Annotated in this window: 20 protein-coding genes; 5 read left to right on the top strand and 15 right to left on the bottom strand. The window is 67.2% G+C overall.

Translation table 11 applies throughout. From position 1 onward, the window contains the following. The first annotated feature begins 113 nt into the window (after window positions 1–113). The 3 genes from mutS (at window position 114) to AC5P6E_RS15065 (ending at window position 5210) form a co-directional block, all read left to right on the top strand. Complete coding sequence (gene mutS, locus AC5P6E_RS15075) at window positions 114–2669, top strand: DNA mismatch repair protein MutS (RefSeq protein ID WP_032952456.1); 2556 nt, start codon at window positions 114–116, stop codon at window positions 2667–2669. A 186-nt stretch (window positions 2670–2855) separates the two neighbouring features. Then, entirely contained in the window at window positions 2856–4499 is a 1644-nt protein-coding gene (locus AC5P6E_RS15070) for a catalase (protein WP_019337564.1), read from the top strand. A 108-nt stretch (window positions 4500–4607) separates the two neighbouring features. Then, complete coding sequence (locus AC5P6E_RS15065; RefSeq protein WP_010483234.1) at window positions 4608–5210, top strand: DUF937 domain-containing protein; 603 nt, start codon at window positions 4608–4610, stop codon at window positions 5208–5210. A gap of 72 nt (window positions 5211–5282) precedes the next feature. Here AC5P6E_RS15065 and AC5P6E_RS15060 read toward each other — a convergent pair whose 3' ends face one another. From AC5P6E_RS15060 to AC5P6E_RS15050, 3 genes are all read right to left on the bottom strand, one after another. Next, on the bottom strand, window positions 5283–6470 hold the full coding sequence (locus AC5P6E_RS15060; protein ID WP_019337563.1) for a glycoside hydrolase family 5 protein: 1188 nt from the start codon (window positions 6468–6470) through the stop codon (window positions 5283–5285). Window positions 6471–6583: 113 nt separating this feature from the next. After that, window positions 6584–6991, bottom strand: a complete 408-nt coding sequence (locus AC5P6E_RS15055; RefSeq protein ID WP_010483238.1) for an RNA-binding S4 domain-containing protein — start codon at window positions 6989–6991, stop codon at window positions 6584–6586. Window positions 6992–7000: 9 nt separating this feature from the next. After that, entirely contained in the window at window positions 7001–7240 is a 240-nt protein-coding gene (locus AC5P6E_RS15050; protein ID WP_019337562.1) for a hypothetical protein, read from the bottom strand. A gap of 62 nt (window positions 7241–7302) precedes the next feature. Between AC5P6E_RS15050 and AC5P6E_RS15045 the strand changes: the two genes are divergently transcribed. Beyond that, window positions 7303–8775 carry an MATE family efflux transporter gene (locus AC5P6E_RS15045; protein ID WP_019337561.1) on the top strand — a complete coding sequence of 491 codons (1473 nt, stop codon included), beginning with the start codon at window positions 7303–7305 and terminating at the stop codon, window positions 8773–8775. A gap of 74 nt (window positions 8776–8849) precedes the next feature. Here the strand turns inward: AC5P6E_RS15045 and AC5P6E_RS15040 are convergent, their stop codons facing one another. The 10 genes from AC5P6E_RS15040 to ffh all read right to left on the bottom strand — a co-directional run bounded on the left by AC5P6E_RS15040 (window position 8850) and on the right by ffh (window position 15867). Next, window positions 8850–9257 (bottom strand): DUF1801 domain-containing protein, encoded by a 408-nt coding sequence (locus tag AC5P6E_RS15040; RefSeq protein WP_010483245.1) that lies wholly within the window; start codon window positions 9255–9257, stop codon window positions 8850–8852. Window positions 9258–9295: 38 nt separating this feature from the next. Further along, a complete protein-coding gene (locus AC5P6E_RS15035) occupies window positions 9296–9730 on the bottom strand; it encodes a DUF1801 domain-containing protein (RefSeq protein WP_019337560.1) in 435 nt (144 codons plus the stop codon). 79 nt (window positions 9731–9809) lie between these two features. Then, window positions 9810–10190 carry a DUF6404 family protein gene (locus AC5P6E_RS15030; RefSeq protein ID WP_019337559.1) on the bottom strand — a complete coding sequence of 127 codons (381 nt, stop codon included), beginning with the start codon at window positions 10188–10190 and terminating at the stop codon, window positions 9810–9812. A gap of 82 nt (window positions 10191–10272) precedes the next feature. Then, window positions 10273–10674: a 50S ribosomal protein L19 gene (rplS, locus tag AC5P6E_RS15025; RefSeq protein WP_005408597.1), complete on the bottom strand. Its 402-nt coding sequence runs from the start codon at window positions 10672–10674 to the stop codon at window positions 10273–10275. A gap of 154 nt (window positions 10675–10828) precedes the next feature. Further along, window positions 10829–11587: a tRNA (guanosine(37)-N1)-methyltransferase TrmD gene (gene trmD / locus AC5P6E_RS15020; protein WP_010483254.1), complete on the bottom strand. Its 759-nt coding sequence runs from the start codon at window positions 11585–11587 to the stop codon at window positions 10829–10831. A gap of 8 nt (window positions 11588–11595) precedes the next feature. Next, window positions 11596–12108 (bottom strand): ribosome maturation factor RimM, encoded by a 513-nt coding sequence (rimM, locus tag AC5P6E_RS15015; protein ID WP_010483256.1) that lies wholly within the window; start codon window positions 12106–12108, stop codon window positions 11596–11598. 44 nt (window positions 12109–12152) lie between these two features. After that, window positions 12153–12413, bottom strand: coding sequence for a 30S ribosomal protein S16 (gene rpsP, locus AC5P6E_RS15010; protein WP_005415733.1), 261 nt, complete (start codon window positions 12411–12413; stop codon window positions 12153–12155). A 130-nt stretch (window positions 12414–12543) separates the two neighbouring features. Continuing rightward, on the bottom strand, window positions 12544–13326 hold the full coding sequence (locus AC5P6E_RS15005) for an aminotransferase class IV (RefSeq protein WP_019337558.1): 783 nt from the start codon (window positions 13324–13326) through the stop codon (window positions 12544–12546). Beyond that, the gene (locus AC5P6E_RS15000; protein WP_043396676.1) at window positions 13323–14399 is read right to left on the bottom strand and encodes an NAD(P)H-dependent flavin oxidoreductase; all 1077 of its coding nucleotides are present in this window, start codon (window positions 14397–14399) and stop codon (window positions 13323–13325) included. The genes AC5P6E_RS15005 and AC5P6E_RS15000 overlap by 4 nt, the downstream gene beginning before the upstream one ends. 91 nt (window positions 14400–14490) lie before the next feature. Then, on the bottom strand, window positions 14491–15867 hold the full coding sequence (ffh, locus tag AC5P6E_RS14995) for a signal recognition particle protein (protein WP_010483267.1): 1377 nt from the start codon (window positions 15865–15867) through the stop codon (window positions 14491–14493). Between the two features lie 122 nt (window positions 15868–15989). On the opposite strand from ffh, the gene AC5P6E_RS14990 reads away from it, so the two are divergent. Beyond that, window positions 15990–16784, top strand: coding sequence for a cytochrome C assembly family protein (locus AC5P6E_RS14990; RefSeq protein ID WP_019336787.1), 795 nt, complete (start codon window positions 15990–15992; stop codon window positions 16782–16784). Between the two features lie 41 nt (window positions 16785–16825). Here AC5P6E_RS14990 and AC5P6E_RS14985 read toward each other — a convergent pair whose 3' ends face one another. Further along, window positions 16826–17284 (bottom strand): YqhG/Tai3 family protein, encoded by a 459-nt coding sequence (locus AC5P6E_RS14985; protein ID WP_019336788.1) that lies wholly within the window; start codon window positions 17282–17284, stop codon window positions 16826–16828. 94 nt (window positions 17285–17378) lie between these two features. Continuing rightward, window positions 17379–19685: a tetratricopeptide repeat protein gene (locus tag AC5P6E_RS14980; protein WP_019336789.1), complete on the bottom strand. Its 2307-nt coding sequence runs from the start codon at window positions 19683–19685 to the stop codon at window positions 17379–17381. Window positions 19686–19694: the final 9 nt, after the last annotated feature.

Here is a 19694-nt window from a genome sequence, read left to right as displayed (position 1 = left end):
ATGCCTGCGCGTGGCCACGCCCCGACGCCCTGCCAAGACGCGAAACGCCCCAAGTGACTGATACAAAAGACAACACCAGCAACGCCAAGGCGTCCAAGGACCACACCCCGCTGATGAAGCAGTTCTTCGCGGCCAAGTCCGATTACCCGGACCTGCTGCTGTTCTTCCGCATGGGTGACTTCTACGAACTGTTCTATGACGACGCCCGCAAGGCGGCGCGCCTGCTCGACATCACCCTGACCCAGCGCGGCAGCTCCGGGGGCGCACCGATCCCGATGGCCGGCGTGCCGGTACATGCCTATGAAGGCTACCTGGCGCGGCTGGTGGCACTGGGCGAGTCGGTGGCGATCTGCGAACAGATCGGCGACCCGGCGCTGGCCAAGGGCCTGGTCGAGCGCAAGGTAGTGCGCATCGTCACCCCCGGCACGGTCACCGACGAGGCGCTGCTGGATGAACGCCGCGACACCCTGCTGATGGCCCTGTCGCGCAGCAAGCAGGGCTACGGCCTGGCGTGGGCCGACCTGGCTGGCGGCCGCTTCCTGGTCAACGAAGTGGAAACCGACGACGCCCTGGAAGCCGAGCTGGCACGGCTGGAGCCGGCCGAGCTGCTGGTGCCCGACGAAGAAAACTGGCCGGAGTTCCTGCGCCAGCGCACCGGCGTGCGTCGCCGCGCGCCGTGGCTGTTCGATGCCGACAGTGGCCGCCGCCAGCTGCTGAACTTCTTCAAACTGCATGACCTGAGCGGCTTCGGCATCGATGACAAGCCGCGCGCGACCGCTGCCGCCGGCGCCCTGCTCGGTTATGTCGAGGAAACCCAGAAGCAGCGCCTGCCGCACCTGACCTCCATCGCGATGGAGACTGCCGGCGAGGCGATCGCGATGAACGCCGCCACCCGCCGCCATCTGGAACTGGATACGCGTGTTGATGGCGACACCCGCAATACGCTGCTGGGTGTGCTCGACAGCACGGTGACGCCAATGGGCGGCCGCCTGCTGCGGCGCTGGCTGCATCGTCCGCTGCGCCTGCGCGAGGTGCTGGTACAGCGCCACCATGCGGTGGAAACCCTGATCGATCGCGGCAGCGACGCTGACATCCGCGAGCAGTTCCGCCGCCTTGGCGACCTGGAACGCATCCTCACCCGCGTGGCGCTGCGCTCGGCGCGCCCGCGCGATTTCTCCACCCTGCGCGACGGCCTGGGCCTGCTGCCGGCGGTGCGCGACGTGTTGGCCCCGCTGGACTCACCACGCCTGCAGGCCCTGCATGCGGCGCTGGGCGAGCACGACGAGTGCGCGCAGCTGCTGGCCAGCGCCATCGCCGAGATGCCGCCGCTGAAGTTGAGCGACGGCGGCGTGCTGGCCGATGGCTTCGATGAAGAGCTGGACGAACTGCGCCGCCTGTCCACCCACGCCGACCAGTTCCTGGTCGACCTGGAACAGCGCGAGCGCGAAAGCAGCGGCATTGCCACCCTGAAGGTGGGCTACAACCGTGTGCATGGCTACTACATCGAAATCAGCAAGGGCCAGTCCGACCGCGCGCCGGTGCACTACACCCGCCGCCAGACGCTGACCAATGCCGAGCGCTACATCACCGAAGAACTGAAGGCGTTCGAGGACAAGGTGCTGTCCGCGCGCGACCGTTCGCTGTCGCGCGAGAAGTACCTGTACGAGCAGCTGCTGGATACCCTCGGCGGGCAGCTGGAGCCGCTGAAGCAGTGCGCCGCCGCACTCAGCGAACTGGACGTGCTGGCCGCCTTCGCCGAACGCGCGCAGGCGCTGGACTGGGCCCGGCCGGAACTGCAGGCCGAGCCGTGCCTGAAGATCGAACGCGGCCGCCACCCGGTGGTCGAGGCGGTACGCGAGCAGCCGTTCGAACCGAACGACCTGGACCTGCATCCGGACCGCCGGATGCTGGTCATCACCGGCCCGAACATGGGCGGTAAATCGACCTACATGCGGCAGAACGCGCTGATCGTGCTGCTGGCCCACATCGGCAGCTTCGTGCCGGCCAGCCGCGCATTGATCGGCCCGATCGACCGCATCCTGACCCGCATCGGCGCCGGCGATGACCTGGCCCGCGGGCAGTCCACCTTCATGGTCGAAATGGCCGAGACCAGCTACATCCTGCACCACGCCACCGCGCATTCGCTGGTGCTGATGGATGAGATCGGCCGCGGCACGTCCACCTACGATGGCCTGGCGCTGGCCGACGCGGTGGCCCGCCACCTGGCTTACCAGAACCGCTGCTACACGCTGTTCGCCACCCACTACTTCGAGCTGACCGCGCTGGCCGATGAGCAGCACGAAGGCGGCCGCAGCGGTATTGCCAATGTGCACCTTGACGCGGTCGAGCATGGTGAGGCGCTGGTGTTCATGCACGCGGTGAAGGACGGCCCGGCCAACCGCAGCTTCGGCCTGCAGGTGGCGGCCCTGGCAGGCCTGCCGCGCGCCACCGTAGCGCAGGCGCGCCGTCGCCTGGCCGAGCTGGAACAGCGCGGTGGTGAAAGCCATGCCGCCGAGCTGGCACCACAGGCATTGGATGCACCGCAGCAGTTCGGCCTGTTCGCGGCGCCATCGAACAAGGCACAGGAAGCACTGGCCGCCATCGATCCGGACGAACTGACGCCGAAGCAGGCGCTGGAAGCGTTGTATCGCTTGAAAGCGCTGCTGTAGCCGCAGCGCAAGCGCTTGGCCTCCTGCCTCGCAGGAGGCCCATCGAAAGATTTCGCAAATCTGATTCTGAGTTTCAATTGACAGAATCTATCAACCTGAACGAATCATTCGATTATTCATTTCATCTGGCGCTAGCTAAAGTCGAGTGAAGATGTTCCACCCCGTCTTCACCCGCAGGAGCCAGCCATGAGCCAGTCCGATAACAACAGCCCCAAATGCCCGTATCACACCGCGCCGTCGCCTGCGGAAGGCGCCCAGCAGCAGCGCGAGCTGAGCACCACGCCGAAACAGAAGCAGGGCGATGATCCGGTGACCCCGATGACCACGGCCTTCGGCGCGCCGGTGGTGGACAACCAGAACAGCAAGACCGCCGGCCCACGCGGCCCGCTGCTGATGGAAGACGTCTGGCTGCTGGAAAAGCTGGCCAACCTCAACCGCGAGATCATTCCCGAGCGTCGCATGCACGCCAAGGGCTCGGGCGCGTTCGGTACCTTCACCGTCACCCACGACATCAGCAAGTACACCCGCGCCAAGCTGTTCGAGAAGGTCGGCAAGCAGACCGAGATGTTCGCCCGCTTCACCACGGTGGCCGGCGAGCGTGGCGCCGCCGATGCCGAGCGTGACATCCGCGGCTTCGCGCTGAAGTTCTACACCGAAGAAGGCAACTGGGACCTGGTCGGCAACAACACGCCGGTGTTCTTCCTGCGCGACCCGCGCAAGTTCGCCGACCTCAACAAGGCCGTGAAGCGCGACCCGCACACCAACCTGCGCAGCGCGCGCAACAACTGGGATTTCTGGACGCTGCTGCCCGAAGCCCTGCTGCAGGTGACCGTGGTGATGAGCGATCGCGGCATCCCGCGCAGCTTCCGCCACATGCACGGCTTCGGCTCGCACACCTACAGCTTCACCAACGCCGACAGTGAGCGCTTCTGGGTCAAGTTCCACTTCGTCAGCCAGCAGGGCATCGAATCGCTGACCGACGCGCAGGCGCAGATCCTGGTCGGCCATGACCGCGAAAGCCACGGCCGCGACCTGTTCGCCGCGATCGAGAAGGGCGACTTCCCGAAGTGGAAGCTGTTCATCCAGGTCATGCCGGAACTGGAGGCGGAAACCTACCGCGTGCACCCGTTCGACCTGACCAAGGTGTGGCCGAAGAGCGACTACCCGCTGATCGAAGTGGGCCAGTTCGAACTGAACCGCAACCCGGTCAACTGGTACCAGGACGTGGAGCAGTCAGCGTTCGCACCGAGCAACCTGGTGCCGGGCATCGGCCCGTCGCCGGACAAGATGCTGCAGGCGCGCCTGTTCGCCTACTCCGATGCGCAGCGCTACCGCCTGGGCGTGAACCACCACCAGATTCCGGTGAACGCAGCGCGCTGCCCGGTGCACAGCAACCACCGCGACGGTGCGATGCGCGTGGACGGCAACTACGGCGGCCTGCCGCACTACGAGCCGAACAGCTACGGCCAGTGGCAGGAGCAGCCGGAGTACCGCGAGCCGCCGATGAAGATCCGCGGCGACGCCGACTTCTGGAACTTCCGTGAGGACGACGCCGACTACTTCAGCCAGCCCGGTGCGCTGTTCCGTAGCTACAACCAGGCACAGAAGGACCGCCTGTTCGCCAACACCGCCCGTGCCCTGGGCGATGCGCCGGACTTCATCAAGCAGCGCCACATCGACAACTGCAGCAAGGCCGACCCGGCCTACGGTGCCGGTGTGGCCGCGGCGCTGAAGGCGCTGGCCAGCCAGCCGTCGGATCCGTTCAAGCCGGCCCAGCCGGAAGCGGACTTCCCCACCGCCACCCCGGGCGCCGAAGACATCGAGCTCTGATCGCCCTCCCCCGTGAACGGCGCGCCGCCTCCCTGCGAGGCGGCGTCGCCGTTTTAACGGTCCGCGTCGTACCTTCTGCACGCCCAACCCCAATCAAGGATCCCGCAGATGAGCCTGACCGATGAACTTCTCGCCAAGTTGCAGGGCGCCCCGCTGCAGCAGGTGTCGCAGCAGCTCGGCATCAGCGATACCCAGGCTTCCGGCGCGATCAGTGCCGCGCTGCCGGTGCTGATGGGCGCGCTGGGCAACAACGCCTCGCAGCCGCAGGGCGCGCAGGCACTGCTCGGCGCCTTGCAGAACAACCACAGTGGCCTGGACCTGGGCAGCGTGCTCGGCTCGGTGCTGGGTGGCGGCGGCGGCGGTGCCGCCAGCGATGGCGCCGGCATCCTCGGCCACATCTTCGGCGGCAGCCAGCAGAAGGTGGAAACCGGCCTGGCCCAGGCCACCCAGCTCGACAGCGGCCGCACCAGCCAGCTGCTGCAGATCCTCGCGCCGATCGTGATGGCCTTCCTTGCCCAGCGCCTCGGTGGCGGCCAGGCCGATGCCGGCTCGCTCAGCCAGGCCCTGGGCCAGGAAAAGCAGCAGGTGCAGCAACAGGGCGGTCTTGCCGGTGGCCTGCTCGGCAGCCTGCTGGACCAGGACGGTGACGGCCAGCTCGGCGTGGGCGATCTGCTCAAGATCGGCGGCAGCCTGCTGGGTGGCAAGCGCTGAACGATGCCGCCGCCGGGCGTGGCCCGGCGTGATCGGCATCTCCATGGGACGCGTCGGGCAATGCCCGGCGTCTTACCGGTTGCCCGCCTTCAACCGCTCCAGGATCGGCGCAAACACCGGTGCCTTCATCGAACGCGGCGGAGCCACGGTCTTCCCCTTCTCCTGCGCCTGCCAGTACGACCACGGCAGCGGACTGTCGCCCAGCTCGTAGTCCATGCCATCCCAGCCATCCTCGCGGAACGCGTAAAAGGCCCAGTGCACCTTGTCCTGCTCCAGCACCTGCAGCACGTCCTGCAGGTAGCGGCCGCAGTCGGGCCAGCGCCGCATGCAGCCGAATTCGCCGACCACCATGCGGTTGGCCCTCACGCCGTGCGTCTTCGCCCAGTCCATCGGCTGCTGCAGGTAACTGCGGACCCGCGCGGCATCCCAGCGTTCGCTGTGTTCGCCAAACGGCACCACGCCTGGGTAGCGATACGGCGTGGTGCGCCTCTGGTTAGGCGCGCTGGTTGCGGCATACGGCTCATACATGTGCACGCTGTACAGCAGTTTCGAATCTGCCAGCGGCGCCGGCCAGTAGTTGAAACCGTCGGCAGCGGCGTACCAGCCGGCATCCAGCATCAACGGCATGTCCGCATCGACCGCACGGATGCTGGCGATCAGTTCCGAATAGAAGCGGCGCAGATCGCGTGGACCGTCTTCCACACCGGCGTACCACTGCTGCATGGCCGCGGCCGAGGCATGCTCGGCCAGGCCAGCACCATACTCGGGAACCGGCTCGTTGATCAGGTTGTAGGCGGCCAGTGCGGGATGGCCCTTCAATGCCGTGGCGAGGTCGCTCCAGAAGCGCCGGGCCGGCGCGTGATTGTCGAAGGACTGCCACAGGCGCGGATCGACCTTGTCGCCGTTGTGCTGCTTCCAGCGCAGCAACGGCAACGACAAAGGAGTCAGCACCACTTTCAGCCCAGCCGCGTCGGCATCATCCAGCACCCGCCGCAGCGTGGCCAGGTCGGCCGGAACCAGGCTACGGTAGTCGTCGGCGTTGCCAATCAGGAAGTCACGCCCGCCCTGCCCCTTCCACTTGTCCGGTACCAGCCGTACCCAGGTCGCACCGGTCGCGCGCAGGGCCTCGAAGTAGCTCCGGTCCGGAGGCGACATGTTCATGCTGTTGCCCCCGCGCTGCGGAGTGTCCCAGAACGTGATGTCGGCCGCGTGCAATGGCGCGGCGGCAAGCAGGGACAGGCATAACAGCATGCGATGCATGGGCAGGCTTCCAGAAAGTGGACTTCCAGCCTGCCCCGCCCTTTCCGAATGCACCGTGACTCACGCCTGCTTTCGCGCCGCGATAGGAACCATGCACCGGAATCGCCGTTCGGTCAGAGCGCGTCGATATCGCCCAACGCGCGGATCAACCGCCGCGCGCGCTTGTCCGGTTTGTGCTCTGGCGGTTGGAACCCATCGCGTGCGGCGATGCGCAGCGCACGCTGTTCGGCACGACGGGCCTTGGAGGCCTCGCTCTCGGCATACAGCTGCTGCGCCGCCGGTGCGGGCCCGCGCTGGTCGCTCAGGCCGAGCACCCGGATCTCGAAATGCTCCTCGCCGCGATCCACCTGCAGCTGCTCACCCACACGCACCGCGCGCGAGGATTTCGGACGCTGGCCCGCGACGCTGACCTTGCCGGTTTCGATGGCCTGCTTGGCCAGGCTGCGGGTCTTGAAGAAGCGGGCCGCCCACAACCAGATGTCCAGGCGGACACTGGGCGACAGCGGGGAAAGCTCGGTCATCGGCAGGGACTACTCCGTTCGCTTGTTCAGGGGACGCGGGTTGTCGGGATCGGTGCGGCAGCCGCTGCCCCCGATCAGGGTGGGTACGCCGGCGGAAAGATCCTGGCGCTGGCTGCCGACCAGGCACTCGGGGCGGTCGGTTGGCCGCACCTGGGTATCGCCCAGCCGGTCACCTGTCGAACATGCGGCCAGTGCGGCGCCGATCAAGGCCAGCGCCGCGCTCCGCTTCATCTGCAGTCGTTGATGCATTGCCACATCCCGCAAACCGGCTTGGTGCTAGTGTGCGCCTCCCGGGATTCGATCACCACTCCATGGCCAAAGCGCCGATTGACCTGACCTCCGGCCCGATCGGCCGCAATCTCCTGCTGTTTTCCCTGCCGATCCTGGCAGGCAACATCGCGCAGTCGCTGAACGGTTCGGTGAATGCGGTCTGGGTCGGGCGCTTCCTCGGCGAGGCGGCACTGACCGCCACCGCGAACGCCAACAACATCATGTTCTTCCTCATCGGCTCGGTGTTCGGCTTCGGCATGGCCTCGACCATCCTGATCGGCCAGGCCATCGGCGCGCGCGACATCGCGCATGCGCGGCGCGTGGTCGGCACCAGCGCCACCTTCTTCATCGGCCTGTCGGTAATCATCGCCATCGCCGGCTGGTTCATGGCCCATCCGCTGCTGGCGGCGATGGGCACGCCGGCCGCCTCGCTGCCGCTGGCCGAGGCCTACCTGCAGATCATCTTCCTGGCGATGCCGACGCTGTATGCGTTCGCCTTCCTCACCGCCGCGCTGCGCGGTGCCGGTGACTCGCGCACGCCGTTCCGTTTCCTGATGGTCTCGGTGGCACTGGACATCGTGCTGAACCCGGTACTGATCTTCGGCATGGGCCCGTTCCCGGCGCTGGGCATTGCCGGCTCGGCCTGGGCCACGCTGGTCGCGCAGACGCTGTCGCTGACCGGCCTGCTGCTGTACATGCGGCACAAGCGCCACACGCTGTGGCTGGGCCGTGCCGACATGCGCCTGTTCAAGCTCGACCTGGCCATCCTCAAGGCGCTGGTGGTCAAGGGCGTACCGATGGGCCTGCAGATGGTGCTGATCTCGCTGTCGGTGATCCTGCTGATGACCATGGTCAACCAGTACGGCACCGACACCGGCGCGGGCTACGGCGCCGCGCTGCAGCTGTGGAACTACCTGCAGATGCCGGCGATGGCGATCGGCGCCGCGTGCTCGTCGATGGCCGCGCAGAACGTCGGTGCGCAGCGCTGGGACCGCGTGCGCGGCACCGCGCGCCAGGGCGTGCTGTTCAATTTCCTGCTGACCGGCGCGCTGATCCTGCCGCTGGTGGTGTTCGATCGCCAGCTGCTGGCCCTGTTCCTGCCGCCGGCCAGCCAGGCGCTGGACATCGCCCGCCACCTCAACCACGTGGTGATCGGCTCGTTCCTGTTCTTCGGCGTCAGCTTCGTGATCTCCGGCGTGGTGCGCTCCACCGGCGCGGTGATTCCGCCGCTGCTGATCCTGGCCGGTTCGCTGTGGGGCGTGCGCGTGCCGTTCGCCGAGCTGCTGCAGCCGTACTGGGGCGCCGATGCGATCTGGTGGAGCTTCCCGGTCAGTTCGCTGGTGTCGATGCTGCTGTCGCTGGCGTATTACCGCTGGGGTGGCTGGCGCAAGGCGAAGATGATGGGCAAGCCTTCGCACGCCGAAGAACTGGCCACGCCGTCGGAAATTCCGGCCTGCCCACCGTCACCGGTGGCCGACCCGGATGCCGCGCTGGATGCCACTCCGCCGCGCTGAGGTGGGTGCGGACCGTTGGTCCGCACAGGCGCGGCCCTCCAAGCCGGGCATGGGCTCGGCGCTACAGGAGGCGGTCAACGTTTCTTCTTCGCCGCGTTGAACGCCGCCGCCGCGCGCAGCAACGCCTTCAACGCAGCGGCATTCGGCATCGCACCTTCATGGATGTCGATCGCGCGCCGCGTGTTGCCCTCCAGGCTGGCGTTGAACAGGCCTTTCGGATCGGCCAGCGCCGCCCCGTTGGCGAAGGTCAGCTTCACCGCCTGCTTGTAGGTCTCGCCGGTGCACAGGATGCCGTTGTGCTCCCACACCGGTGTACCGCGCCACTTCCAGGTTTCCTGCACGTCCGGCAGCGCTTCATGGATCAACGCACGCACGCGTGCCAGCACTTCGCCACGCCAGTCGCCCAGCTCGGCGATGCGCGCATCGATCAGTTCAGTTGCCGGGGTTCCGGCATCGGCAGGGTTCGGTGCATGCGTGGCCATCAGCAGCTCTCGTCGGGAAGGAAACCAGAACGTCGGGGTTACATGCGCTCACCGGGCAACGCGGCGGCCTGGCGCACCCAGTCGAGGAACTGTGCTTCATCCAGCGCGCCATCCTGCGGGATGTGCAGGTAGCGCGTATCGGCACTCCTGGACGGCTCGGGTGGCATCGGCTTCAGTGCAGCGCCACGGAAGAACGCCACCTTGATGTAGCGGGTGAAGCAATGGAAGCTGAGGAACCAGCTTTCGCCCGGCGCCACCGCATACATCGGCGAGTTCCACTTCACCGCCTTGCGCACGCCGGGTACAGCCTGCTCGATCAGCGCATCCAGCTGTGCGCCGATCGGCCGCTTCCAGTCCGGCATGGCGGCGATGTACGCCTGCACCGGGGCATCGCCCTCGCCCTTGGCGATCTGCGGGTTGCCGCCGGACAGCAGCGTGGGTGTGGCGGAGGGTGCGGTTCGCTTGGCGGGCATCGCACGGCACGTCCATCGGGATGACACCGCAGCCTAGCGCGGCCTGTACCGTGCGGTCACGGCGCGGTGCGCCATCGGTTCAGTCCGCCTGCCGCGCACGGAACTGCCGCCAGTCCGGCAGCTTGCGGTGGCGGCGCAGCGAGCGCATCAAGGCCGCCATCACCACGCCGAACAGCGCACCAGCCAACAGCCCGGCCACCAGCAACAGCGCCAGCGGGCGCTCGCTGCCCTGCCACAGCATCAGCCACATCAGCGCGGTCCAGAACAGACCGAACAGCAGGCCCTGCACCAGCGCATTGGTGGCGAATCCGGCCAGGATCGGCGGCGGCAAGGCAATGCCCATGCGCCACAGCAGGCGATGCAACAGCGGCGCGGACTGCACGCGCGCCATCCCCTTGCCGTCGAGAAAGCGCAACGCCGACTGGATCACGGCGGGATAGCGCGGGTTGATGTCGTTCATCAGCTGATCGTGGCCGATGCGATGCCGGAAACGCAAACGGCCACCCGAAGGTGGCCGTCGCGGCAACAACCGAAGTTGTTTATCAGGCCTTTTCGGCCAGACGGGCAGCCTTGGCGGCAGCAGCGGCAGCCAGGTCTTCCTTGATGCGGGCAGCCTTGCCTTCCAGGCCACGCAGGTAGTACAGCTTGCCGGCGCGGACCTTACCACGACGCTTCACTTCGACCGAGTCGATGATGGCGCTGTGGGTCTGGAACACGCGCTCGACGCCGTAGCCGTGCGAGATCTTGCGGACGGTGAACGAGGAGTTCAGGCCAGCATTCTTGGTGGCGATGACAACGCCTTCGTAGGCCTGCACGCGCTCGCGGCTGCCTTCCTTCACCTTCACGTTGACGACAACGGTGTCGCCCTGGCTGAACTTCGGCAGTTCACGGGTGATCTGGGCGGATTCGAATTCCGCGACGATGGACTTGTTCAGCTTGCTCATGGGTTACACCGATTCTTGTTCGGGTGGGCGTGTCGTATCGACAACGTAGGCTCATGCAGTCACCGGACTGTGCTGCACGTTTGTTTTGGGTACTGCGCGCGCCGACCGGGGTCGACGGGAATTGGCCATGATAGCCGATAAAGCCAGCCCTGCGCTAGGGGCTGGCCTTGTGTTTCGGGGCTTGGCGGGCCTGGTCCAGCAGTTTGCGGTCGGCCTTGCCCAGCGCCTGTTCATCCAGCAGGTCCGGGCGTCGCTGGGCGGTACGGACCAGCGACTGCTGGCGGCGCCAGGCCGCGATGGCCGCGTGGTTGCCCGAGCGCAGCACCTCCGGCACGTCACCCAGCGGGTGCTGGGCCGGCTGGCTGTAATGCGGGCAGTCGAGCAGGCCGAGGTCGCCCTCGAAGCTGTCCTGCGCCGCCGATTCCGCGTCATTCAGGGCACCGTCCTGCAGGCGGGCCACGGCGTCGATGATGACCGCCGCGCCCAGCTCGCCACCGGACAGCACATAGTCGCCGAGGGAAATCTCCTCGTCGACATTGGCTTCCAGGAAACGCTCGTCGATGCCCTCGTAGCGGCCGCAGAGCAGGACCATGCGCGGCAGGGCCGCTAGTTCCCGCACCTTGGCCTGGGTCAACGGCGCGCCCTGCGGGCTGAGGTAGATCACCCGTGCCGGCGTCGTATCAGCATCGCGGATCGCCTGCAGGCAGGCCTGCAGCGGCTCGATCAGCATCACCATGCCCGGGCCACCACCGAACGGACGATCGTCCACCCGGCGGTAGTTGCCTTCGGCGTAATCACGGGGGTTCCAGCCATGCAGGCTGAACAACCCCTTCTCCTGCGCGCGCCCGACCACGCCCAATCCGGCGGACTGGGCGAGGAACTCGGGAAACAGGGTGATGACGTCGAAACGCATGCTCACACTCAGAACTCGGGATCCCAGTCGACCACGACCAGGTTGGCCTCGAAGTCGACCGATTTGACGAAGTCCGGCTGCACGAACGGAATCATCCGCTCGCGGTCACCCCGGACCACCACCACGTCGTTGGCGCCGGTGCTGAACAGATGCGAGACCTGGCCCAGGGCAACGCCCTCGGTGGTCTTCACATCCAGGCCTTCCAGGTCCACCCAGTAGTACTCGTCCGGCTTCGGCGGCGGCAATGCACTGCGGGCCACGTAGATCTCGGTGCCGTGCATCGCTTCGACGGTATCGCGGTCCTCGACGCCGGGGAAACGGGCGACCAGGTGCTTGCCGCTGTCGCGGCCGCGTACACCTTCAATCGTGGTTTCCACGCCGGACGGGCTGCGCACGATCCACGGCTGGTAACGGAAAATGGCGGAACGTGGCTCGGTCCAGGACTCGAGCTTGATCTCGCCGCGCACACCAAAAGCGCCGACAACCCTGCCCAGCAGGATGCGGCGCTCGATATCTTTCATCTGCTTCAACCAAGAGGGCCACGCCGAAGCGTGGCCCGTCAGGATCAGGCCGCAGCGGCCTGGGACTTGGTCGCTTCCTTGATCAGGTTGCGGACCTTGTCGGTCGGCTGGGCGCCGTTCTTGACCCAATGGTCAACGCGGGCCAGGTCCAGCTCGATGCGCTTCTCGGCGCCCTGGGCGACCGGGTTGTAGAAGCCAACGCGCTCGATGTTGCGGCCGTCGCGCGCGCTGCGCACGTCGGTGACGATGATGTGGTAGAACGGACGCTTCTTGGCGCCGCCGCGGGTCAGTCGAATCTTGACCATGGTGTTTTTCCTATTGCCCAGTCGCCAGGATGGCGAGGTAAGCGGGCGATTATAGCGGCAGAGCCCGGCCGAGCCAACCCCATGGGTGACCAGCCTTCACGGTAGTGCTGGGCCATGCCCGGCGGGCTTTTCACCCCAAACCGTCCCAAGCCACCGCCGCAAGCACCGCTCTGCCCTGTTCAGCCAGTGCCTGCGAGCCGGGCAGGACATGCCCGTCGACGGCCTCCAGCGCCCACAGACCGCTGGCGTTGCAGGCAAAAGCGGCTTTCACGCCGGCCATATCCGCCAGCCGCAATGGCTGCGTGGCCTGCGCCCCCGGCCAATGCTGCTTCAGCAGCGCCTCGGCGGTCCCGCGCAGGGCCGGCGCCTGCGGCCAGAGCAGCCGTTCACCATCGTGCACGGCCAGGTTCCAGGTGCTGCCTTCACTCACGTGGCCATCGGCGGTCACGAACAGCACATCGTCGAATCCTTCCGCCATCGCCGCGCGGCGCTCGGCGAACAGGCCGAAGGTGCCCACATGTTTGATCTGCGGCAGTTCACGCTGCCAGGCCACGCTGCGCACACGCTTGGAGGCGGTCAGCGTCACCGGCGCGGACGCCGCCACCAGCACGTCCACGGGCACCGCCGCCAGCGGATTGCGGAAATCGAAGTGGCGCGAATACACCGTCACCCGCAACGAGGCATCGCCCTGCCCCGCTTGCCGCAGTGCCTGCACCATCCAAGCCCGCACCTGCGCCATATCCAGCTCGCTACCGAACAGCTCGCGCGTGGCATGCGACAGCCGCGCCAGATGCAGGTCCAGTCCCTGCACCGCGTGGCCGCGCACCTGCAGCGAGGTGAAATGGCCGTAGTTGACCAACGCCGGCAGCAGATCCTCGACCTGTGCCGGCAGGCCGTTGCAGGTCACCGTCATCGCAGCAGTGCCTGCGCCTGGCTCCACATGCCGCGCAGCACGTCTGCGGCCGGCTGTGCCGGCGCCATCCACGCGGACTGCCCGGCCCAGGCCTGCATCGCGGCCAGGCGGTTTTCCTGCACGGCCTGCTTGCGCATCGGCGCGGTCAGGCCGCGCTGCACCGGGTACGGACGCGGCGCCGGGGCGCCTTCTGCGGCGGCGGCGCGCACGTAGGGTGTCGCCAGACCACGGCCCAGACGACCGCTGAAGGCACGGGTCGGCCAGGTGTCTTCCGGTTCGCTGGCAGCCAGCCCATCGGCCCACGCCGAGGCGATCGCCGCTTCCGGCGTGCGCAGGAACGCGGTGCCGATCTGCACCGCGCTGGCCCCCAGCGTGAGCGCGGCCGCGATACCGCGGCCATCGGCGATACCGCCGGCGGCAATCACCGGAATCTGCAGGTGATCGGCCAGGCGCGGCAGCAGCGCGAACAGGCCGACCAGCTGGCGCTCGGCCATCGCCGGATCGAACGCACCGCGATGGCCACCCGCTTCCATGCCCTGCGCCACCACCGCATCGGCACCGGCGTCCTGTGCTGCACGCGCTTCGGACAAGGTGGTCGCGCAGGCGATCCAGGCAATGCCGGCATCCTTCAACTGCTGCACGTGGCGCGGCAGCAACACACCCATGATGGTCGAGGCCACCGCCGGGCGTGCGGCCAGCAGTGCGGCGAACTGTTCTTCGAAGTCGGCGGGCGTGGCATCGGCGGCGCTGGCCGGCACGTCCGGGCCCCACTGCGCGAGGAAGGCGCGGCTGGCGGCCTCGGCGGCAACGTCACGGGTCGGCACCGGATCCGGCACCCACAGGTTCACCTGTGCCGGGCCGGTGGAGGTCGCGCGGAAGTCCTCCATCCAGCGACCGATATCGGCAGATGACGACAGCACCGCGCCCATCGCACCCATGCTGCCGGCATTGGCCAGCGCAGCCGACAGCGGCACCGGGCAGGCACCGGCCATCGGTGCCAGCAGGATCGGAAGCTGCAATGAAAAACGCCGACAGAAGGTGTCGGCGCGTTCAAGAATCGGCGATGCATTCACGCGACATACCTGTTGGAGAAGTCGCCATCCAGCATACGCCAGTCATTGTGACCGGGGCCGCGTCGCAATGCGCGCCGGCCCCGTCGCTGCATCAACGGAACGGCATGCCGCGGCCGCCCATGGCGCCCATCATGCCCTTCATGCTGCGCAGCATGCCTTTCATGCCGCCGCCAGCCATCTTGCTCATCATCTTTTCCATCTGCATGTACTGCTTCATCAGCTTGTTGACGTCGGCCGGAGTCACGCCCGAGCCCTTGGCGATGCGCGCGCGGCGCGAGCCGTTCAGCAGGTTCGGATTGCGCCGTTCCTTCTTCGTCATCGAGTTGATGATGGCGATCATGCGCGGCACTTCCTTGCCCTGGCTGACCTGCTGCTTCAGATGGTCGGGGATGTTGCCCAGGCCCGGCAGCTTGTCCATCAGGCCGCCGATGCCGCCCATGTTCTGCATCTGCTCGAGCTGGTCACGCATGTCGTTCAGGTCGAACTTCTTGCCCTTGGCGACCTTCTCGGCCAGCTTGGCGGCCTTGTCCTTGTCGACCTGCTGTTCGACCTGCTCGACCAGCGACAGCACATCGCCCATGTCGAGGATGCGGCTGGCGATACGGTCCGGGTGGAACACGTCCAGGCCTTCCGGCTTTTCGCTGACACCGACGAACTTGATCGGCTTGCCGGTGATGTAGCGCACGCTCAGTGCGGCACCGCCACGGGCGTCACCGTCGGTCTTGGTCAGCACCACGCCGGTCAGCGGCAGGGCGTCGCCGAAGGCCTTGGCGGTGTTGGCCGCGTCCTGGCCGGTCATAGCGTCGACCACGAACAGGGTTTCGGCCGGGTTCACCGCAGCGTGCAGGGCCTTGATCTCGGCCATCATCGCTTCGTCGATGGCCAGGCGGCCGGCGGTATCGACCAGCAGCACGTCGACGAACGACTTGCGCGCGTCGTCGATGGCGGCACGGACGATGGCTTCCGGCTTCTGGTCGGCACTGGACGGGAAGAACAGCACGCCGACCTGCTCGGCCAGGGTCTTCAGCTGTTCGATCGCGGCCGGACGGTAGACGTCGGCCGAGACCACCATCACCTTCTTCTTGCGCTTTTCCTTCAGGTGCTTGGCCAGCTTGCCCACCGTGGTGGTCTTGCCGGCGCCCTGCAGGCCCGCCATCAGGATGATGGCCGGCGCGGGCACATTGAGGTTCAGGTCGCTGGCTTCGGCGCCCATCACCGCGGTCAGCTCGTCGCGCACGACCTTGATCAGCGCCTGGCCCGGGGTCAGCGACTTCAGCACTTCCTGACCGACCGCACGCACCTTGATGCGCTCGATCAGGGCCTGCACCACCGGCAACGCAACGTCGGCCTCGAGCAGCGCGATGCGGACCTCGCGGGTCGCCTCGCGGATGTTCTCCTCGGTCAGGCGGCCACGGCCACGCAGGCGCTCGATGGTGCCGGAAAGGCGCTGGGTCAGGGACTCGAACATGCGACGCAACCTGTCTGAAAGCGGGGGACAATAAGGCAGACAGTATAACGGGTCCGACTGTCTCCCCGGACTGCGGCCACGGGGCCGTCGCCACCACCGCAGGGGTATGCGAAACTGCAACGATGACAATCGTTCTCATCGCCGTCCTGCTCTACCTGGCTGCCAGTGCCCTGCTGGTGCGCGCGCTCGGCCGCGATGAAACCTCCGGCTCGCCCATCTGGTTGTGGCCGGCCCTGCCGGCGATGCTGCTGCATGGCGGTTACCACGTGATGGTGGCGATGCGTACCACGGGCGGGCCGGACATGCACTTCTTCGCCGCGCTGTCGCTGGTCGGCCTGGGCATGGCCTGGCTGACCTCGCTGGTGGGCGCGCGCGGCCGCATGTCGGCGCTGGGCGTGGTGGTGTTCCCACTGGCCGCGGTACTGCTGCTGGCCTACCACGGCTACGGCCACGAACCGAGCAAAGTGCTGGGCTGGCGCCTGGCCAGCCACGCCTGGCTGGCGCTGCTGGCCTACGCCACGCTGAGCATCGCCGCGCTGCTGGCGATCATGCTGTGGCTGCAGGAGCGCGCACTGCGTCGCCGCGAGTTCCGCCCGTGGCTGCGGGCGCTGCCGCCGCTGGCCGACCTGGAATCACTGCTGTTCCGGGTGATCACCGTCGGCTTCGCGCTGCTGACCCTGACCCTGGTCACCGGCGTGCTGTTCGTCGACGACCTGCTGGCACAGAAGCTGGTACACAAGACCGTGCTGAGCGTGCTGTCGTGGATCGTGTTCGGCGTGCTGCTGATCGGCCGCCGCCGCTACGGCTGGCGCGGCATGAAGGCGGTGCACTGGACGCTGGCGGCGATGTTGTTGCTGCTGCTGGCGTTCTTCGGCAGCCAGTTCGTGATCGAGCTGGTGTTCGGGCATTCGCGATAGGCGGTGTGCCGACCAACGGTCGGCACCCACCGGCGCTAACGTCAAGGCTGGGCCAGGATCCTCCGCACCGAACGGCCGCTGTTGGTGAGGATGTCATCGACCTGCCAGCAGCCCTGCCCCTGACGCACCATCGATAGACGGGTCACGTAGGCCTTCTTCCAAACCGAATAGCGCATCTCGACCTCGCCGGCGGTGGCCGACGCCTCTTTCCAGCTGTAACGCACCGGGGTTTCGATGTCGCCGTCCTGCGCATCCAGCCACGGATCGGAATCGATCGTGCAGATGCCCTCTTCGCGCTGCTGGCAGGCGCGCTCGCCGCGCAGGGCCTTGCCGAAGCCGGGGCTGACCAGCGCGGGCGGCGGTTCCAGCAGGTCGCCATCGCCCGTCGTCGCTTCGTAGAACGCGCGGGCCACAACCACTGGTTCTTGGCAGGCGGGCGCGGCCTGTGCTGCTGGCGCCAGCAGCAGGCCGGCAATCATCAACATCCCTGTCTTTCGCATGTCCAATCCCTTTGGTCGTGATGGCGATCTGTTGTAGAGCCGAGCCCATGCTCGGCTGCGTTCCAGCATAAGCCGAGCGCAGGCTCGGCTCTACTTACAACCCGTAACGCTCGATCACATCCAGATGCGGCTGGCGGTCCTGGTCGCAGGCTTCGGCCAGCCGCAGCCAGCAGTGTGGGTGCGGCCACTTCGCGGTCTCCTGCTGCAGGAAGCGGTGCAGCGCCAGCGGTGCGTGGTCCTGCGGCTGCGCAACGGTGAACAGCACGCCCGGCAGGGTGCCTCCCTCCATGTCGGGGTCGGTCACGGTGTAGTCCGCGCGGCTGTGCGACCACACCTTCCAACCCTGTGCTTCAGCCGCCTCGACGAAGGCGTTCCAGGCTTCTTCGCCCGGGTGCGCGCCATCGACCAGCCAGCTGCGGGCAAAACCACCGCGTTCCAGCACATGGACCTGCGCATAGGTCGGAATGAAGTGCTCGCGGGCCTCTTCTTCCTCCGGTGCCGGGTGCACCAGCGCGGCATCAAACACCACCCAGTCGCCGACCTGCTGGGCACGGTTGGCCGGTGCGTTCTCGACGATGCGTGCGGTCACCGGGCCACTGCGACGGGCGTAGTACTCCATCGGCTCGCCATTCTCTTCACTGCGGATGATCACCCAGCCCCACGGCTCCTCGACCACGCCATCCTGGCTGGACAACTCCATGCCGATCGCCGCCGCCGAGCGGCGCACCGCATCCCAGTCGCGTGCCGCGCTGGCCGCACTCATGTGGTCCCAGTGCGCGGCGTTGGGTTCCTCCAGCAGCTCCACCAGCTGCGCATAGCAGGCCTGTGCTTCACGGAAACGGCCGGTTTCCATGTACATGCGCGCCAGCATGCCCCGCGCGCCGTGCGAACCCGGCGAGGCGGCCAGCAGCGCCTGCGCGGCCTGCTCCAGCGCCGGCCAATCGGACACGCGACGTGCACGCTGCACCTCGCACCAGTGCGCGAACACCGGCACGCTGCCACGGTAGATCCCGGCCAGCTGACGCAGGCCCTCGTCGTCGCCCTGCTCGGTCAGCCAGCGCATCAGCGTGTAGGCGGCCGGGCCATCATCCTGATCGTGTGCGCGCACGAATCGCCACAGCAATGCGCGCGCTTCCGCCTGCGCACCACAGGCGCTCAATGCCGAGGCAGCCATCTCAGCCAGCGCCTCGTCATCGGGCAGCTGCGCCTGTGCCTGCAGCAGCCACTGGGCCTCGCGCTCCGGATCGCGCGACTGGTTCTGCTCCCCCTGCTCGTTCAGCCAGGCCAGCAGTTCGCTGGCCGGCACCGGCAGCGGCGCAACGTCAGGCAATGCATCGATACGCGCGGCCAGGTCGGCCACCAATGCTGCCGCACCACGGTCCTGGCGCAGCTGCGCCAGATGGGTACGCGCCAGTTCCAGCTGGCGCAATGCCACCCAGCGTGCACCTCGCTGCAGCGCCAGTTCAAGGCTCAGCGCAGCAACTTCGATCAGCAGGCGGTGCGAGCCAACCTCGGCAAAATGTTCGATGATGATGTTGAAGCGCGTGCCCAGATCCCAGGTATTGCGTGCAGGATCGCGCCGGCACAGCGCTACGGCCGTGTTCGCCCACAGTCGCCAGTAGGTAGGCGTCAGTTCGCTCCACGGCACCAGCTGCTGCACGGCCTCTTCGTCGCGGCCCAGCTGGGCCAGCGCCCATGCCTTGGACAGGCGGCGCGGCACCGTGCAGTTGGCCGGCTCGTACTCGCCCGACGCGGCCACTTCGGCCTCTCGCTTCTCGATCAGCAACAGCGCTTCTTCGGCGCGGCCCATGCCCAGCAGGATCTTGATCTGCATTTCCGGGAAGCTGTCGAACACTTCCTTGCCGCAGGCCTCGATCGCATCCGACTGCACCTGCAGGTAATCCAGCGCATCCTGGCCGCGGCCATCATCCAGCAGCGCATCGGCCTTTTCGCAGCTCAGGCACTGGAAGCAGGCCCAGCTTGGATCGATGCGTGCAAGCGTTTCATCGCACACCTCGACACGTTCGGGAACCCAGCCCGGGCCATCGATGTTGCCGTAGCAGGCAGCCAGATCCTGGGTCACGCAGATCGACTGCGGGCACTCCATCGTGTCCTCACGATGCGCACGCTCGAACAGCGCCACGGCTTCGCCCAGCGCGCTTTCGCCTTCGACGCGGTTGCCGACGCGATTGCGCAGCGCCCAGTGGCCGACGTAGACGTCGACCCACGGGTTGTCCAGCGCCTTGCCCAGCGCACGCGCTTCAGGCAGCAGCGCGTCGACGCGGTCGACACGCAGTTCGCTCACCTCGTCGGCGAGACGGTTCAGCAGGTGCGCGTTCTGCGCCTGGCCCGCCTGGCGCAGGTCACCCTGCAGTTTTTCGACCCAGTTCCAGATGTCCATGGGGTAAGT

This window comes from Stenotrophomonas sp. YJH_SMC_16, from assembly GCF_059367875.1.
The sequence above is the reverse complement of the archived record's forward strand: the minus strand, read 5'-3'. Positions and strand labels throughout refer to the sequence as shown.

Coding starts and splice junctions, on each gene's coding strand:
- rpsP (WP_005415733.1), bottom strand. CDS start 12,413: ATGGTCAAGATTCGACTGACCCGCGGCGGCGCCAAGAAGCGTCCGTTC.
- trmD (WP_010483254.1), bottom strand. CDS start 11,587: ATGCGTTTCGACGTCATCACCCTGTTTCCCGAGTTCCTCGCCCAGTCC.
- AC5P6E_RS15060 (WP_019337563.1), bottom strand. CDS start 6,470: ATGCATCGCATGCTGTTATGCCTGTCCCTGCTTGCCGCCGCGCCATTG.
- rplS (WP_005408597.1), bottom strand. CDS start 10,674: ATGAGCAAGCTGAACAAGTCCATCGTCGCGGAATTCGAATCCGCCCAG.
- AC5P6E_RS14985 (WP_019336788.1), bottom strand. CDS start 17,284: ATGCGAAAGACAGGGATGTTGATGATTGCCGGCCTGCTGCTGGCGCCA.
- rimM (WP_010483256.1), bottom strand. CDS start 12,108: ATGAAAGATATCGAGCGCCGCATCCTGCTGGGCAGGGTTGTCGGCGCT.
- AC5P6E_RS15055 (WP_010483238.1), bottom strand. CDS start 6,991: ATGACCGAGCTTTCCCCGCTGTCGCCCAGTGTCCGCCTGGACATCTGG.
- AC5P6E_RS15070 (WP_019337564.1), top strand. CDS start 2,856: ATGAGCCAGTCCGATAACAACAGCCCCAAATGCCCGTATCACACCGCG.
- AC5P6E_RS15030 (WP_019337559.1), bottom strand. CDS start 10,190: ATGAACGACATCAACCCGCGCTATCCCGCCGTGATCCAGTCGGCGTTG.
- mutS (WP_032952456.1), top strand. CDS start 114: ATGAAGCAGTTCTTCGCGGCCAAGTCCGATTACCCGGACCTGCTGCTG.
- AC5P6E_RS15035 (WP_019337560.1), bottom strand. CDS start 9,730: ATGCCCGCCAAGCGAACCGCACCCTCCGCCACACCCACGCTGCTGTCC.
- AC5P6E_RS14990 (WP_019336787.1), top strand. CDS start 15,990: ATGACAATCGTTCTCATCGCCGTCCTGCTCTACCTGGCTGCCAGTGCC.
- AC5P6E_RS15045 (WP_019337561.1), top strand. CDS start 7,303: ATGGCCAAAGCGCCGATTGACCTGACCTCCGGCCCGATCGGCCGCAAT.
- AC5P6E_RS15005 (WP_019337558.1), bottom strand. CDS start 13,326: ATGACGGTGACCTGCAACGGCCTGCCGGCACAGGTCGAGGATCTGCTG.
- AC5P6E_RS15050 (WP_019337562.1), bottom strand. CDS start 7,240: ATGCATCAACGACTGCAGATGAAGCGGAGCGCGGCGCTGGCCTTGATC.
- AC5P6E_RS15040 (WP_010483245.1), bottom strand. CDS start 9,257: ATGGCCACGCATGCACCGAACCCTGCCGATGCCGGAACCCCGGCAACT.
- AC5P6E_RS15065 (WP_010483234.1), top strand. CDS start 4,608: ATGAGCCTGACCGATGAACTTCTCGCCAAGTTGCAGGGCGCCCCGCTG.
- AC5P6E_RS14980 (WP_019336789.1), bottom strand. CDS start 19,685: ATGGACATCTGGAACTGGGTCGAAAAACTGCAGGGTGACCTGCGCCAG.
- ffh (WP_010483267.1), bottom strand. CDS start 15,867: ATGTTCGAGTCCCTGACCCAGCGCCTTTCCGGCACCATCGAGCGCCTG.